This window comes from Pseudooceanicola spongiae, assembly GCF_014899185.1.
In the GTDB taxonomy this organism is placed as follows: Bacteria; Pseudomonadota; Alphaproteobacteria; order Rhodobacterales; family Rhodobacteraceae; genus Pseudooceanicola; species Pseudooceanicola spongiae.
This window is the reverse complement of sequence record NZ_CP045201.1, coordinates 852,422-867,791: the sequence shown is the minus strand read 5'-3', so window position 1 is coordinate 867,791 and position 15,370 is coordinate 852,422. Positions and strand designations below refer to the sequence as shown.

The 15,370-nt window shown below is 59.5% G+C and carries 15 protein-coding genes and 1 tRNA gene; 8 read left to right on the top strand and 8 right to left on the bottom strand.

All coding sequences use genetic code 11. The features are described 5' to 3' along the window. Positions 1 to 19: 19 nt before the first annotated feature. Complete coding sequence (locus F3W81_RS04105) at positions 20 to 1,108, bottom strand: PA0069 family radical SAM protein (RefSeq protein ID WP_193082391.1); 1,089 nt, start codon at positions 1,106 to 1,108, stop codon at positions 20 to 22. A gap of 187 nt (positions 1,109 to 1,295) precedes the next feature. Here F3W81_RS04105 and F3W81_RS04100 point away from each other — a divergent pair, with 187 nt between their 5' ends. The 4 genes from F3W81_RS04100 (at position 1,296) to F3W81_RS04085 (ending at position 3,436) form a co-directional block, all read left to right on the top strand. After that, positions 1,296 to 1,997, top strand: coding sequence for a corrinoid protein (locus tag F3W81_RS04100; protein WP_193082390.1), 702 nt, complete (start codon positions 1,296 to 1,298; stop codon positions 1,995 to 1,997). A 107-nt stretch (positions 1,998 to 2,104) separates the two neighbouring features. Next, positions 2,105 to 2,269, top strand: coding sequence for a hypothetical protein (locus tag F3W81_RS04095; RefSeq protein WP_193082389.1), 165 nt, complete (start codon positions 2,105 to 2,107; stop codon positions 2,267 to 2,269). Between the two features lies 1 nt (position 2,270). Further along, positions 2,271 to 2,924: a DUF1638 domain-containing protein gene (locus F3W81_RS04090; protein ID WP_193082388.1), complete on the top strand. Its 654-nt coding sequence runs from the start codon at positions 2,271 to 2,273 to the stop codon at positions 2,922 to 2,924. Beyond that, entirely contained in the window at positions 2,921 to 3,436 is a 516-nt protein-coding gene (locus F3W81_RS04085) for a hypothetical protein (RefSeq protein WP_193082387.1), read from the top strand. Before F3W81_RS04090 ends, F3W81_RS04085 begins: the two co-directional genes overlap by 4 nt. 2 nt (positions 3,437 to 3,438) lie before the next feature. Here F3W81_RS04085 and F3W81_RS04080 read toward each other — a convergent pair whose 3' ends face one another. Continuing rightward, a complete protein-coding gene (locus tag F3W81_RS04080) occupies positions 3,439 to 3,837 on the bottom strand; it encodes a SufE family protein (RefSeq protein ID WP_193082386.1) in 399 nt (132 codons plus the stop codon). A 108-nt stretch (positions 3,838 to 3,945) separates the two neighbouring features. Between F3W81_RS04080 and F3W81_RS04075 the strand changes: the two genes are divergently transcribed. After that, complete coding sequence (locus F3W81_RS04075; RefSeq protein WP_226941846.1) at positions 3,946 to 4,494, top strand: hypothetical protein; 549 nt, start codon at positions 3,946 to 3,948, stop codon at positions 4,492 to 4,494. A gap of 52 nt (positions 4,495 to 4,546) precedes the next feature. Here the strand turns inward: F3W81_RS04075 and rnd are convergent, their stop codons facing one another. Continuing rightward, positions 4,547 to 5,707, bottom strand: a complete 1,161-nt coding sequence (gene rnd, locus F3W81_RS04070; protein ID WP_193082384.1) for a ribonuclease D — start codon at positions 5,705 to 5,707, stop codon at positions 4,547 to 4,549. 161 nt (positions 5,708 to 5,868) lie between these two features. After that, positions 5,869 to 6,978, bottom strand: a complete 1,110-nt coding sequence (locus F3W81_RS04065) for an NADH:flavin oxidoreductase (RefSeq protein ID WP_193082383.1) — start codon at positions 6,976 to 6,978, stop codon at positions 5,869 to 5,871. Positions 6,979 to 7,077: 99 nt separating this feature from the next. Here F3W81_RS04065 and F3W81_RS04060 point away from each other — a divergent pair, with 99 nt between their 5' ends. Then, positions 7,078 to 7,467 (top strand): winged helix-turn-helix transcriptional regulator, encoded by a 390-nt coding sequence (locus tag F3W81_RS04060; RefSeq protein ID WP_193082382.1) that lies wholly within the window; start codon positions 7,078 to 7,080, stop codon positions 7,465 to 7,467. On the opposite strand, the gene purN is transcribed toward F3W81_RS04060, so the two are convergent. Together purN and purM are read right to left on the bottom strand one after the other, a co-directional pair. Then, positions 7,468 to 8,013, bottom strand: a complete 546-nt coding sequence (gene purN, locus F3W81_RS04055) for a phosphoribosylglycinamide formyltransferase (protein WP_264298907.1) — start codon at positions 8,011 to 8,013, stop codon at positions 7,468 to 7,470. A gap of 55 nt (positions 8,014 to 8,068) precedes the next feature. Beyond that, positions 8,069 to 9,112, bottom strand: coding sequence for a phosphoribosylformylglycinamidine cyclo-ligase (purM, locus tag F3W81_RS04050; protein WP_193082380.1), 1,044 nt, complete (start codon positions 9,110 to 9,112; stop codon positions 8,069 to 8,071). A gap of 223 nt (positions 9,113 to 9,335) precedes the next feature. On the opposite strand from purM, the gene F3W81_RS04045 reads away from it, so the two are divergent. Together F3W81_RS04045 and F3W81_RS04040 are read left to right on the top strand one after the other, a co-directional pair. Beyond that, positions 9,336 to 9,411 (top strand) — tRNA-Ile (locus F3W81_RS04045). A gap of 423 nt (positions 9,412 to 9,834) precedes the next feature. Continuing rightward, the gene (locus F3W81_RS04040; RefSeq protein WP_193082379.1) at positions 9,835 to 11,634 is read left to right on the top strand and encodes a methyl-accepting chemotaxis protein; all 1,800 of its coding nucleotides are present in this window, start codon (positions 9,835 to 9,837) and stop codon (positions 11,632 to 11,634) included. Positions 11,635 to 12,060: 426 nt separating this feature from the next. On the opposite strand, the gene F3W81_RS04035 is transcribed toward F3W81_RS04040, so the two are convergent. Together F3W81_RS04035 and F3W81_RS04030 are read right to left on the bottom strand one after the other, a co-directional pair. Beyond that, positions 12,061 to 13,578, bottom strand: a complete 1,518-nt coding sequence (locus F3W81_RS04035) for a hypothetical protein (RefSeq protein ID WP_193082378.1) — start codon at positions 13,576 to 13,578, stop codon at positions 12,061 to 12,063. Positions 13,579 to 13,825: 247 nt separating this feature from the next. Further along, on the bottom strand, positions 13,826 to 15,007 hold the full coding sequence (locus F3W81_RS04030) for a GAF domain-containing sensor histidine kinase (RefSeq protein ID WP_193082377.1): 1,182 nt from the start codon (positions 15,005 to 15,007) through the stop codon (positions 13,826 to 13,828). Positions 15,008 to 15,370 lie beyond the last annotated feature (363 nt).

Below are 15,370 nucleotides of genomic sequence, written 5' to 3'. Positions count from 1 at the left end.
GCCAGACGCGCCAACTCCCTCAAAACAGGCTCAACTGCTCAACCGGCTTGACCGGCACGCGAAACAGATCACAGCGCAGCGGCGGTTGCGCCTCATCCAGCCCCAGCCGTTTGGCCGCTGTCTTGAAGCGCTGACCGATCATCGCTGCATAGGGCCCTTCCCCGCGCATCCGACGATGCCAGTTGGCGTCGTACTCCTTGCCGCCATGCATTTCGCGCAAGCGGGCCATCACGCGGGCGGCCCGGTTTGGATAATGCTCGGCCAGCCAATCCTGAAACAACGGCGACACTTCTCGTGGCAAACGCAGCATGATCCAGCTGGCGGAGCTGGCGCCCGCAGCCTGCGCAGCGGTCAGGATCGCCTCAACCTCAGCGTCCGTCAGCCCCGGCACCACGGGCGAGACCATGACCCGCACGGGGATCTGTGCCCGCGCCAGAGAGCGTACCACTTGCAGGCGTTTTTCCGGCGCGGGCACCCGAGGCTCCATCGTTCGGGCGATGTCGCGGTCCAGAGTGGTGAGAGAGATCCCGACGCGCACCAGCCCCAGTTTCGCCATCTTGCGCAGGATATCCATGTCGCGCAGAATTCCCGTGCCTTTGGTGACGATCGCAACCGGGTGACGATGCTCCCACAGGACCTCAAGACATTCCCGCATGATTCCGCGCTGTTTCTCGATCGGCTGATAAGGATCTGTGTTGGTCCCGATGGCAATTGGCGCCACCTGATAGCTGCGCTTGCCTAATTCTTCAGCAAGCACCGCCGCCGCATTCGGCCGCGCGATCAAACGGGTTTCGAAATCCAGCCCGGCAGAGAGACCAAGGTAGGCATGGGTGGGACGGGCAAAGCAATAGATGCAGCCATGTTCACACCCGCGATAGGGGTTGATCGATCGATCAAAGGGCAGGTCGGGCGATGCATTGTAACTGATCAGGCTGCGCGCTATTTCGTCGCGCACCTGGGTGCGGATCTGACCGGTTTCCTCCGGAATATCCCAGCCGTCGTCTTCGGGCACACGCTCATGCGCCTCGAAACGGCCACTGGCATTGCTGCCTGCGGCACGGCCTTTGCGGGTCTCTTTTTCAACGGGATGTGAGTCTGTCTGGAACATAGACGGAACTTAGACTGTCAGCCCCATGATCTCCATGAAATTTTTTCAATATTTCTTTTTGTCAGAAACGCTATAAGTCGGCAGCATCGCGCGATAAGTCGCATTTCGCAAAGTCGCTTGACCCGAGTTGCGACAAGGCTTGGTCTATGGACTGATCCTTAGCGCGCAAACAGACACAGGAACGCACATGTCCGACGAAGAAGACGATATCATCCTGTCCGACCTCAGCGACGACGACCTTGTCGATCAGATGATGGACGACCTCTATGATGGTTTGAAAGACGAGATCATGGAGTCCGTCAACATCCTTCTTGAGCGGAACTGGACCCCCTACGACATCCTCACCCGGCCTCTGGTCGGCGGCATGACCATCGTTGGCAACGACTTCCGCGACGGTATCCTGTTTGTACCCGAGGTGCTGCTGGCCGCCAATGCGATGAAGGGCGGCATGTCGATCCTGAAGCCCCTGCTGGTGGAAACCGGCGCGCCGACCATCGGCAAGATGGTTATTGGCACGGTCAAGGGCGATATCCACGACATCGGCAAGAACCTCGTCGCCATGATGATGGAGGGTGCGGGCTTCGAGATCGTCGACCTCGGCATCAACAACGCCGTCGATGGCTATCTTGAGGCGCTGGAAAACGAAAAGGCAGATATCCTCGGGATGTCGGCGCTGTTGACCACGACGATGCCCTACATGAAGGTCGTGATCGACACGCTGAAGGAACAAGGCAAACGCGACGACTATATCGTGCTGGTCGGCGGTGCCCCTCTGAACGAGGAATTCGGTCGTGCCATTGGCGCAGATGCCTATTGCCGGGATGCCGCCGTCGCCGTCGAGACCGCGAAATCCTTCATGGCGCGCAAACACAACCGCGCGCCGAGCTGATTTGCGGCGGATCTGACCGGGGTATTCTTGGTATTCCGACAAGGCCCGCTTCGGCGGGCCTTTTGTTTCCGCCCCAACCCATTACCTAAAAGGCAGGAGGATCCCCTATGCCCTGGCCCCAATTCATGCTGCTGCTCGCCGCTGTCGTCGCCTTTGCCGGCGTCACCGTCTGGGTTGCGTCCAGCTATCCGCAGCTTGCCCCCGTTGGCATGCCCATCCTGATCGGGGGCGTCCTGCTGCTGCGCGTGGTGCTGAACAAGAAACGGCGCTGAGATGAGTGCGCTTCCGACTGACCCGGTTCTGACCTGCGACGGCGCGGACCTGCGGGATCTCGCACCGCGCGCCGAGCGTACATTGCTGATCGCCTGTGGCGCATTGGCGCGCGAAGTGCTTGCACTGAAACGCATCAACGGCTGGGATCATCTGGATCTGATCTGTCTGCCCGCGATTCTGCACAATACGCCTGACCGGATCACCGACGCCGTGCGCGCCAAAGTGGCCGAGCATCGCGCCACCTATCCGCGCATTTTCGTCCTATATGCCGATTGTGGCACCGGGGGGCTACTGGAGGTGGCCTGCAGGGAGATGGGCGTTACGATGCTCTCCGGGCCGCATTGCTATGCGTTTTTCGATGGCGTCGCAGAATTCGAGGCGCGCGGCGAGGTGACATCCTTCTACCTTACAGATTTCCTCGCTCGGCAGTTCGATGCCTTCGTTTGGCAGCCTCTTGGTCTCGACCGCCATCCGGACCTGCGCGAGATGTACTTTTCCAACTATGAAACGCTGGTATTCTTGGCCCAGACAGAGGACCCCGGCCTCACCGAGAAGGCGCGCGACTGCGCAGCCCGCTTGGGCCTGTCCTTTGAGCGCCGCTTCACCGGCTACGGCGATCTGGCACGAGAGCTGACGGAGGAGGCCACCCGATGACTGCACCCGAGTTGAAGGCCGACTGCAGCCAATGCGCGGCCCTGTGCTGCCTGGCTTTGGCGCTGGACGCAGGTGACAGCTTTGCCATCGACAAGCCTGCAGGTCTGCCCTGCCCCAACCTCTCAGGTCATGACTGTTCGATCCACAGTCAGTTGATACCGAAAGGCTATTCAGGATGCGTCGCCTATGACTGCCTCGGCGCCGGGCAACGGGTCACGCAGGAGATTTACGACGGCCTCAGCTGGCGGGATCTGCCCAAGCTGGCAGGGCCGATGATCACGTCTTTTGCGGGCATGCGCGCCATTCACCAGAGGATCGAACTTCTGGTCGCGGCAGGGGCATTGCCTCTGTCCGTCAGTGACGAGGCGATCCGCTGCGCCCATATCGACAAGTTGTCGGCCAAACTGGACCCACAGATTGTCGCCGCCTTCCCTGCCAGCACCGCGGAGAAGGCCATTGATGCCTTTGTCCGCTCGCTCAGGCGCTACGTCGCACAGGCCCAGACGCGCTGACTTTACGCCTGCTCGCCGATCCGCTTGATCATGGCCCGCAGCCCGTTGGAGCGTTGCGCCGAAAGGTTGTCCTCAAGGCTGAGCCGCGCCAGTTCGGCATGGGCATCGACCTTGGCCAGCTGATCCATCGGGACGCCATTGTAGAGTGCGCGCAGCACGGCAATCAGCCCGCGCACGATCATCGCATCGCTTTCGCCGTCAAAATAGAAGGTGCCGTTTTCAGGGCGCGGATGCAGCCAGACCTGACTGGCGCATCCGTCCACCTTGGTAGCGGGCACCTTCAGCGCATCCGGCAGTGGGTCCATTGCCTTGCCCATATCGATGACATGACGATAGCGATCCTCCCAATCCTCGAGAAACTCAAAGTCCGCGACGATCTCTTCAAAGGCTTCCTGCGCCATATTCCGCTTCCTCTGCAGTGTTCCGATGCTATGCCCACCGAGGTAGCCGCCGATCCCGGGAAGGTCCAGAGCCACGCGCGGCTTTTCAACCGTCCCCGAGTGGGTTAGATGGAGACACTGGTTCACAAAGGCCCCGGACATATGCGCAAGACTATTCCCGTCGTGGTGATCGCCGCCCTCACATTGGCCGGATGCGCCACAATCCGAAACAGCCGGGCCAACCCGGCCAATTGGTTCGGACGGAGCTATTCAGCACCTGTCAACACCACCGCAGGCACCGCCAACCCGCTGATTCCCGAGCGTCTGCTGAGCAGCAAGAAAGAGGTCGTCGACCGGCGCGATCCCGTCGCCCGGATTGATACCCTGGACATTGAAAAAGTGCCCGGCGGCGCGATCATTCGCGTCAGCGCCACGGCGGCCTATCAGGGCTCGTTCCAGGTTGGTCTGGTTCCGCAGAGCGTGGATGGCCCGGTTGATGGCGTGGCACAATACACCTTGAAGGCATATCTGCCCGTAACGCGTGGTGGCCTTTTGCCCGTCGGCACAGATGCCTCGCGCAAAGTGGTTGCTGCGACGCGGCTCTCGGATATCGAATTGTCAGGCGTCAGCAAGATCGAAGTGGTCGGCGGGCAGAACGCTCTCAGCAAGACCCGCTGATAGAAAAGGGGCGCACGCATGCTGCGCGGCGCCCCCTTGCTTTATCGGTGTTTTAGCGCAGATCGACGGTGACGACTTTCTGGCCCTTGGTGGCCAGACCGATCTCTCCATCGCAGAGGCGCAGGGCGTCAGCCCCAAATACATCCCGACGCCAGCCATGCAACGACGGCACATCGCGCAAACCCGCCGCCAGCGCATCCAGCTCAGAGGTCGCTGCAATCAGCTTGGCCGCTACACCCGCCGTGTCGGACTTGGCTTTCAACAAGACACGCAGCAGATCTGCCAGCGCCGGGTTGACCTGCAGTTTCTCCGCCGACATGTCAGGACGCGGCAGATCGCTGTCAGGGCACTCCATCCCAGCTTTGACGGCGGCGATGATGCCATCGGCGATCTCGCCCTTGCGGGCCTCGCGCAGCAACAGACGCGACCGGGACAGATCCTGCGCATTCAGGGGTTTGGTTGAGGCCAGCTCCACCATGGCGTCGTCCTTGTAGACACGGTTGCGCGGCACGTTGCGCGTCTGGGCAAAACTCTCGCGGAACTTGGCCAGCTCGCGGAGGATGGCCAGGAAGCGTCCCGAACTCGTGCGGGTGCGCACCCGTTGCCAGGCCTCGTCAGGCTGCACGATATAGGTGTCGGGACTGGTCAGAATGCCCAATTCTTCCTCGACCCACTTTTCGCGGCCTGCTTTTTTGATCTGCTTGGCGAGGTATTCGTAAATCTCGCGCAGGTGGGTGACATCAGCCAGCGCGTATTTCAGCTGAGCATCGCTCAGCGGACGGCGCGACCAGTCTGTAAAGCGCGAGGATTTGTCGAGCGGATGATGCGCGATCTTGCGCACCAGAGTCTCGTATCCGACCTGTTCACCAAAGCCGCAGACCATGGCCGCAACCTGCGTGTCGAACAAGGGTTCGGGGATGAGACCCGCATCGACAAAGAAGATCTCAAGATCCTGACGTGCGGCGTGGAACACCTTTACGACAGAGGTATCGCGAAACAGGTCATACAGGGGTTCAAGCGACAGCCCTTCGGCCAGCGGATCGACGATCGCGGCACAGGTGGCCTCCGGACCGGGAAAAGCCAACTGAATCAGGCAGAGCTGGGAGTAATACGTGCGCTCGCGCAGAAACTCGGTGTCGACAGTGACGTAAGGATGGGATTTTGCCTGCTCGCAGAAGGCCGCCAAGCCCTCGGTACTGGTAATCGTCTGCATCTCGCACTTTCTTTGGGGTGCGGGCTCATCCCGCGTTCACTTCACCGTCATAAAGTGCATTGGCGGGGTTGAAAAGACCACGAAGCACCGCGTCGTGGTCTGTCCGCTTGTTCACCCCTGCACAGCAGCGCAGGGGTGGGTCTTTTTCATTGGCTCGACGATCAGACCAGTTCGGCCAGATCCTTGGCTTCGAAGCCTTGCAGTTCGTCTGCCGCGCCCCGTTTGACCTTTGCCGCCCATGCCGGATCACTGATCAGGGCGCGGCCAACGGCGATCAGATCAAACTCGTCACGCTCCATCCGCGCCACCAGTTTATCGAGCGAGGTTGCTTGCGAGCCTTCGCCACCGAAGGATGCGATGAATTCCCCCGACAGGCCGACCGAGCCAACCGAGATCGTCGGCTTGCCCGTGATCTTCTTGACCCAACCTGCGAAGTTCAGCCCCTCTTCGCCGTCAATCTCGGGGAACTCAGGCTCCCAGAAACGACGTTGCGAGCAATGGAAGACGTCAACGCCAGCGTCGGCCAGCGGTTGCAGCCATGCTTCCATTTCCTCAGGGTTTTCGGCGAGCTTGACCGTAAAGTCTTGTTGTTTCCATTGGCTGATCCGCAGGATGATGGGAAAGTCCGGGCCCACGGCAGCACGGACGGCCTTGACCACTTCAACTGCGAAGCGCGAACGCTCGGCAAGGGTCTTGCCGCCCCAGGCATCCGTGCGCAGGTTGCTGCCCGCCCAGAAGAACTGGTCGATCAGATAGCCATGCGCGCCGTGCAGCTCGGCCACATCGAAGCCCAGACGCTTGGCATCTGCGGCGGCCGAGGCGAAGGCTGCGATGGTCGCTTGAATATCGTCCTCAGACATTTCGACGCCGCGGGGGTCATTCGGGCCGATCAAACCGGAGGGGCTCTCGACCGGCGCTTCTGGTTCCCACTTGCCGCCACGGGTCGAACCGGTGTGCCAGATTTGCGGCCCCATACGTCCACCAGCGGCGTGCACAGAGTCGATCACGGTTTTCCAGCCGTTGAGTGCTTCGCCATGGAAAAACGGAATGCCGGCGGTGTTGCGCGATGCCGGACGGTCAATCACGGTGCCCTCGGAGAGGATCAGGCCGACTTCGTTTTCGGCGCGACGGGTATAGTAATCGGCTTGCGGCTGACCCGGCAGGCCTTCGGGTGCCATGGAGCGCGTCATCGGCGCCATGACGATGCGGTTCTTCAGTTCCAGCCCCTTCAGGGTGAAGGGACGGAACAGAATGTCGGTCGGATGGGACATGAGAAGTATCCTTTCAATCTCGTCCGGGCTTAAGTATATTCGAGAGACCTAGTGTCAATCACGCACCTGAAGTGCACCACGTCACCCCGAGGTAACCGCATGGAAGATTTCAGCTACGAGTATGTCCGTTGTGACGTGACAGCCTTTTCGGTGGACTGCCCCAATCGGGAACTGTTCGATCAGATCGCGGACAAGTGGTCGATGATGATCCTGACGGTGCTGGATCGGGGCCCGACCCGCTTCAATGACATCAAACGCCAACTGGAGGGGATCTCGCAAAAGTCCCTGACCCAGACCCTGCGCAAGCTGGAGCGCAACGGGCTGGTCACCCGCGAGGTGATTCATTCCTCACCCGTCGCCGTGCAATATGCACTGAGCGATCTGGGCAACACCCTTCTGCCGCCGTTTCGCACGCTCTATGGCTGGACGAAACATCACTTGGCCGACGTGCAAAGCGCCCGATCGGCCTATGATGCGCGCAACAGCTGATCAGAGCTGAAAGCGGCTGCGATCCCCGGCCGCGAAGCGACGCAGCGCCTCGGGGTACAGGCGATGCTCCTGCACCAGTACGCGCGCCGCGAGGGTATCTGCGGTGTCATCCGGCAAAACAGGCACCTGTGCCTGCCCCAGGATCGGGCCCCCGTCGAGTTCGGCAGTGACTTCGTGAACCGAACACCCCGCCTCGGTATCACCAGCGGCAATGGCGCGTTCGTGGGTGTGCAGTCCTTTGTATTTCGGCAGCAAGGAGGGGTGGATATTCAACATCCGCCCCTCGAAATGACGAATGAAATCAGGCGTCAGGATGCGCATGAAACCGGCCAGACAGAGGATATCTGGTTCTGCGGCGTCCAGATGTGCGATCAACTGTGCCTCGAACGCGGCGCGGTCCTTGCCGAAAGGTTTGTGATCGACCGAGGCAACCGGCACCCCCATGTCGGCCGCCTTGATCAGGCCACCCGCTTTCGGGTCATTCGACATCACAAGGACGGGTCTCGCCGGATGCCCCTGCCCCATGCTCTCAACCAGACGGACCATGTTGGATCCGCCACCGGACAGCAAAATCGCGACGCGCTTGCTCACTTGGCCAGCCTCACGAACCCGCGCCGGTATAGCGCACGCCCGGTTCTTCCTGAACCGTGCCGAGGCGGAAGACGGTCTCGCCTGCCTCAGACAGCAGCGCGCTGAGGGCATCGGCGCGCTCAGGCGCGATGACGAGCACCATGCCAATCCCGTAGTTGAACGTTTCCAGCATATTCGCTGTTGAGGTGCCGCCAATCCCTTGAAGCCACTGGAAGACGCCCGGTTTTTCCCAAGAATCGAGATCGATTTCCGCACCATGTCCCGACAGGACGCGCGGCAGGTTCTCGGTCAAGCCACCGCCTGTGATATGCGCCAGCGCATGCACGCCGCCTGCGCGTACCGCCTCAAGACAGGATTTCACATAGAGCCGCGTCGGCGTCAGCAGCGCCTCGCCCAGAGTGCCCTCGCCAAAGGGACTCGCGGCGTCCCAGCCAAGGCCCGAGACGTCAACCAGCTTGCGCACCAGCGAATACCCGTTGGAATGCACCCCATCCGACGCCAACCCGAGAAGCACATCACCGGCCGCGACATCCTTCGGCAGGTCGGAACCGCGCTCCATCGCACCAACGGCAAAGCCCGCCAGATCAAAGTCATCCTTGGCGTACATGCCGGGCATTTCCGCAGTTTCGCCGCCAATCAAGGCGCAACCAGACAGTTCACACCCTTTGGCAATGCCTTCGATAATCGCCGTCGCGCTTTCCAGTTCCAGCTTGCCGGTGGCGAAGTAGTCGAGGAAGAACAGCGGCTCCGCGCCCTGGCAAACCAGATCATTGACGCACATTGCGACCAGATCGATGCCGATCGTGTCGACGTGTCCGGTATCGATTGCGATGCGCAACTTGGTGCCCACTCCGTCCGTTGCTGCAACAAGGATCGGATCCTCGTAGCCAGCGCCCTTCAGATCGAACAGAGCCCCAAAGCCGCCGAGACCCGACATCGTGCCGGGGCGGCTGGTACGCTTGGCTGCAGGCTTGATCCGCTCAACCAGCTCATTCCCGGCGTGGATATCGACACCTGCATCCGCGTAGGTAATGCCGTTCTTGCCCTCGGTCATTGCTGGCTCCTTCTCACGCCGCGATTTTCCCCGGAAAACACCGGGAACGTTGCGGCACCCGGTAGCCGATCTGCCTCATTGGCGCAATCACAAAGCCGCCCAAGCCGCGTACCGGCCGCGCAATTCCAGTGGCAACCAACAAATGCCGGGCCACTGCTTTGCACTCACAAAGCGCTGCTCTTGACGCTCCCGCGTGCGCAAACTACCACTCTCGCCCAAGGTAGGGCCTGTAGCTCAACGGTTAGAGCAGAGCGCTCATAACGCTTTGGTTGCGGGTTCAAATCCTGCCGGGCCTACCAATAAACCCATTTTATACAATAATTTCAATGGGTAACTGCGCCACGCACCTTGTTTTCGACCTACCACTTATCAATGGGTTAGCTGGAAAGTGGACCATGATTCTTTTCGGTGGCACCGAAGGCCTCCAAGGCGTCCACCATCTTTGCACATATGGTTGCCTCTCATAGTTGCAGCACGCTCAGAAATGCCCCCAATCTTATTCGAAAAGCCATAATTCGCAGCGGAAACGTCAACCTGGATGACGTTTTGTCCGGCTTCGTCGCGCAATGTTCACGATACGCTGAGAACGAAAAGCGTGGCACCGTGGGATTTAAAACGAAGTTTCGGGACTATCCCTTCAGGCCGGACCACCAGAGTTGTGATTTTCTTTATCTCCACGTGGGAGGTTGGAATCGACTCGGTCTGAAAAGGTACATGGCCCTATGAAAAAATTCGTTTCAGTACGCTACCGGCTCTTGCTAATTTGCCTGGTATCGACCGCTGCCATAGGGATCACTGCAGGCTTCGGCCTGATTGGTATGACCCGTAGCAATGCGGCGCTTGCGGTTTCCGTAACGGCCACGTCTGCAGTCCTGCATCAGAAACAGGCCGACATGATGCATGATACCATGCGCTCCGATGTCCTCTCTGCATATCTGACCGGTCCGGAGGGAGCAGCCGAGGAGAAGGCCACCGCCAAGCAGGAAATTGAGGCACATGCCGCGGAATTCCGCGCGTCTATTTCTGCTCTTGAAGCCCTGCCGCTGGCACAAAAAGTCCGTTCCGGTGTGGATGCCGTGGCACCTCTTTTAGAAGCCTATATCGAACAGTCGCTCTCGACGTTTACGCTCGCTCTGACTGACGCTGATAAAGCTGCGGTGCAACGTCCTAAATTCGACACTGCGTTCGGCGACCTGGAAGATGTGATGGAGGTTCTTGGCGAAGAGATTGAGACTCTTGGTAATCAGGCAGGCGAGTTGGCCCGGAAAGAGAATATTCTTTGGATCAATCTGTTACTTGCCCTTTCATGTGCAACGATTGCCGCAACCGTCGTCCTGACTCTGATCATATCAAAAAGGATCACCGGACCGCTGAACTCGGTAAAGGCCTCGATCGTCAACGTGGCCAACGGAAACCTTGACGCTGCGATTTCTGGCGTCGGACGTGAAGATGAGGTCGGCAATATCGCAACTGCACTTGAGGCGTTGCGACGCACGTTGGTCAAGGCGCGAGAGCTGGAACGTGAGCTGAAGGAGGGAACACAGCAACGTGTCGTCAAGGAACTCGGCATCGGATTGAAGCATCTGTCAGAAGGCAATCTGTCCCATACCATCAACGATCCATTCCCCGATGACTACGAGACGCTGCGAATTAACTACAACCGTACAATCGACGTGCTCAGCACGGTCATTGCACAAGTGGTCGATGTCTCGGCGATGATTAGGGAGGAAGCGAGCGACATCACGACTTCGAGTACCGATCTGTCGCGACGCACGACGAGTCAGGCTGCAACACTCGAGGAAACTGCCGCGGCGCTGGAACTTATTACCACCAGCGTCCGGTCTGCTGCCACGGGTGCACGTGGGGTCGAAACTATCGTCGCCGAAGCGCAGGTCGAGGCCAACAAAGGCGACGAGGTGGTGCGCAATGCCATTGTTGCAATCAACGGCATAAAGCAGTCCTCCGACCAGATTGCTTCGATCATCGGTCTGATAGACGACATCGCTTTTCAGACCAATCTGTTGGCACTCAACGCCGGGGTCGAAGCAGCCCGTGCCGGTGAGGGCGGCCGTGGGTTTGCCGTCGTCGCTTCTGAAGTACGTGCGCTGGCACAACGCTCTTCTGACGCATCAAACGAGATTAAATCCTTGATCGGCAATAGCGCGCAGTTGGTATCACGCGGAGTATCGGAGGTAGATACCGCAGGCAAGAGTCTGGAGCGGATCGTGGAACGGGTGAGCAATATCTCAACTCTTATAGCGGACATCAGTGCAGGCGCATCGGAGCAATCGGTAAGCTTGGGTGAGATCAACAGCGGCATCAGCGACCTTGACAGCGTGACGCAGAGAAATGTGGCCATGGTTGAAAACTCTTTGGCGGTCACACAACGCCTTCAGTCCAATGCTGACAAACTCGTTTCCCTTGTTTCGCGCTTTTCCGTTTCCCACGATCAGGACACCGGAAGATCACACAACAACGGAAATGACGGAAAGTGGCGATCTCGTCCAGCAACGGCAGCGTGATCCGAAGTCTTGCAGTGAAGCGAAGATGTTTGCGTCACGTGCCGATCGCAATCGATCGGCTACCGCACTGCATGTGATTCAACAAACCAGTGACGGGGCGAAAACGGTCGTACCGCCCCGCTCAGCTCACCTGCAGGCTCCAGTCATGGCCGCATCAGTGACAGCAACCGACGTACCAAGCTTGCCGTTGGGAAGCGGTCTGGGCATGTGGCTGCGCTCCGCACCGTATGTAGTGCATCCGGCGTCGCTCGGGATCGTTGGCGTGCAGGCGGCGAACGCCAGAGCCATCAACACTGCCCCGCACCTCATTTCCACGCCTCATCATTTTGGCGCGCGATCTGTTCGGGCGGCTGATCGGAGCGCAGCGCTTCGGCAGTTGACATGCACGTCCTCCGCCGTTTCGTTTGAGTGTCATTCGCGCAGCCCTCACGCACTCCACACGACAGAGAAGTTACAGGTGATGTCGATCCGCGCGCGCCCGGACCTCAGGTAGAGCTTCAGCGTGTCGCCCGCGTTCAACAACATGTCAGGGCCGTGGCTCTGGTTGAGGGTGTCCTGCTCGGGATCGCCCTCCGCGTTATGGGTCCACTTGTTCAGAATATCGGTGCCATTGCGGCGAATGACGACCGTGGCCGTGAAGCCATCCTCCGCCTTGACCTTCGCGCTGACCCTGTAAACCCCCGAGCGCGGGATGATCACCGTGCCCGTTGCCGGGTCATACATCGCACAGCTATCCCTGAACTCGTTGAAGGTCAGAACGACTTCCCCCCCGGCGGCATCGACAACCGTCGATCCGACGCCCTGCGCCGCAACAGCAGGCAGGACTTCGATCCCGTCAAAATGCGAGATCAGCGGGATATGCACCCCGCCCGGCGTGTAGTCCGTCACCGGCAGATGCGGCGCGCCGAGAACGTAATTCCCGCCGGTGCCCGAGGGGACAACCTTATCGACCCACTTGTTGATGCGCGCGATATTGCCCTGTGCGGCGCGCACGATGCTCACGCTCGCCCCTGGATAATGCTTGCCCGTGAGAGAGATCACGTTGCAATCCACAAAGGCATCGCCCTGCCCGCGAATGATGCAGGTGTCCGTGGCCAGACTGATACCACCGGTCGCAATGTCGTACCCGGTGATCGCACCGATGCGGCCGAAGCTCTCCTGCAGAGCAACCAGAGCGGCATATCGCGCGGTCAGCTCGACCCCCTCAAAATGAAGGGTGCCGATCTCAAACCCGTCGCAATTGCGGATGTCCAGCAGCGCATCCGACGCGGCGGTGCTCTCGATCACCATATTGTCGACCACAAGCCCCTTGGTCCCCCGCAGCTGCACGGCGACGGCAAGACCCGGCTGCAGCTGGGTGACCTTGGTTCCGTCCTCACCAGAGCGGGTGATGCTGAGAGGCTCGCCGCCCGACGTGAACGGGGCCAGGACCGAGATCGAATGGATCACGCTGGGCGTATTGCCTTCGTTTGTGGGCCAGATACTCACCCCGACGACAGAGAACCGGAAGGCCCGCAGCGCGTCGATCTCATTGTCGAAGAACCAGTTCTTCGCCAAGGCTGGATCCTGGGCAAAGCTCTTCGCGGCCCCGAAGACCTCAAGAAAGCCCAGCTTGGAGTGCGACAGATCGCGGAAGGCGACGCCGATGCTTTCGGGGTTCGTGCTGTCCTGGAACACGCTGTAGATCACCCGGATATCGCTGGTCCTGATCCCCCGGCCATGCAGGATCAGCCCCCGCGTATTGGACGCCCCGACGAGAATGCTGACCGCGCAATATGCAGCCTGAAACTCGGCGTCAGCACCATCAAAATCGGTCTGCGCCGTGGCCAGCGCCTGATCGTCGACTTCCGTCTCGCCTTCCAGCTCGCCGAGCTTCAGCGCGGCTTGCTGCATCTGGTCGGCGGCGGCTTTGCGGGCGCGGCGCAGGTCATCGAGGTTTTTCATGGGGGTAGCTACTGTGGAAGGGCTGCGCGCACGCAGCAGTACGGCCCCGGCCGCGCCGGGCGGTCGAGGTGTGGGTGGTGTGAAAAAGTGGGGATAAATCAGAGGGCGGCGCGCGCCAAAGCGGCATGCGTGGGTTCAGTGTATGTCGTTGTGCTGACAGGGTATCAGATGCCGCGAATAGCGAACAACGCCCTATCTTTGGTCAAAGAACAGATGAGCGCCACCTGCTCCTGACGAACCATCGGCCCTAGACGTTAGGCATTTGAAACGTGAATACCGTTTCGTCGTCGGTGGATTCCACGTTCAACGTGCCATCATGGCCGCGCGCGATTTCTGATGCGATGAACAGGCCAAGGCCCAAGCCCTCCCGGCTCGGGCGAACGTCGCCCCGCTCGAACGGCTTGAACAGGTTCGGCAACATTTCGTCAGCGATTTTCTCACCGCAGTTCGCGACGGAGAGTGTGAAGCTTTGTTCAGTGGCGCGCGCTTTGACCTGAATCGCGGCTCCTTGCGCACCATGTGTCAGCGCATTGGCGAGGAGGTTTGAAAAGAGTTGCGACACTCGCGGGGAATCGCAATGGACAGAAACAGGCAGGTCGATGTCTGCTTCAATTTTCCTGTCCGGGGCAACGGCCTGAAGCTCCGCGATGATCTGTTCAAGTGTTTTGCTCAGGTCATCGGTTTGTATCCGCTCGATGACGATTCCCGCGCCATTGCGCTTGCGCGCCTGATCCAACAGGTTTTCGATCAGCAACCCCATGCGATTGACCGAGCCCCGCATCAGGTCGACGAGCTCCAAACCACGGCTATCGATATCGCCTTTCTCGATCATGCGAAGACCGGCAGTCAATGCACTGATCGGATTCCGAAGATCATGGGCGAGAATTGCAATGAACTGTTCCTGCACGCCAGCAATCGTGCGTTCGCGTGTCAGTTCAACCTGACTCTGCGACAGCGCCTCTTCGGCATCAAGGCTCTCGCCAATCATCTTGGCAAAAAGCCGAAACATCGACAGGATGCGGTCTTCCTTCAGATTGCGCGGCGCTGGATCAATGGCGCAGAGCGTCCCAAAAAATGCCCCATCCGCTCTGCGGATCGGCACCGAGATGTAGCTGCGAAAGCCATATCGGGCTGGACAGTGGTGATTGACGTAGATCGGGTCAGTGGCAACATCGTCTATGACAATTTCACGGTCATACTGCCTGACCTCATGACATAGCGTGCTCTCCACTTCCAACTCATCGCCTGGTGTGAGGCCGAAAGATATATGATCGAGAGCTCGGCAGGTCACCCAGCGAGATTGGGTGACGCGGGCGACGGCTGCAAACCCCATCCCAGTGGCCAATATGACAGTCTCAAGCAAGGTAGGGACGATTTTGCTCCGCCCGATTGCGTCGATGTCATCCTGAAAGTCGTGCTGCATCGTCATTCCGTGTCGTGTTCCACACATTTCCCGCACATCGCTGCGCGTGATTGGTTGACCGTGCTCCAGCCGGTTTTCATGCATCTAGCATAGAAGTTTGAGCAAGATAATAGTCCGATAAATTCAGAAAAAAGCAAAACATCAACGTATTCCGCTCTCTCACTTAACCTAGTGGAGGCCAGAAATTGTCAAATCCCTTTCTGATGACCAAAGGTAAGGATGCTGCAAACGTCCCCTACGGCGGTTCGGGGCGCAGCCCTTTCCCAAGGAGTTTGCCGAGGTCGGGAGAGCGACTTGACGCTTTCAAGGGTTGGCAAGGATCAAAGAAGGGCGCGCGGCTGTGCTGCCTGCCCGGTCTAGGATGCGGCA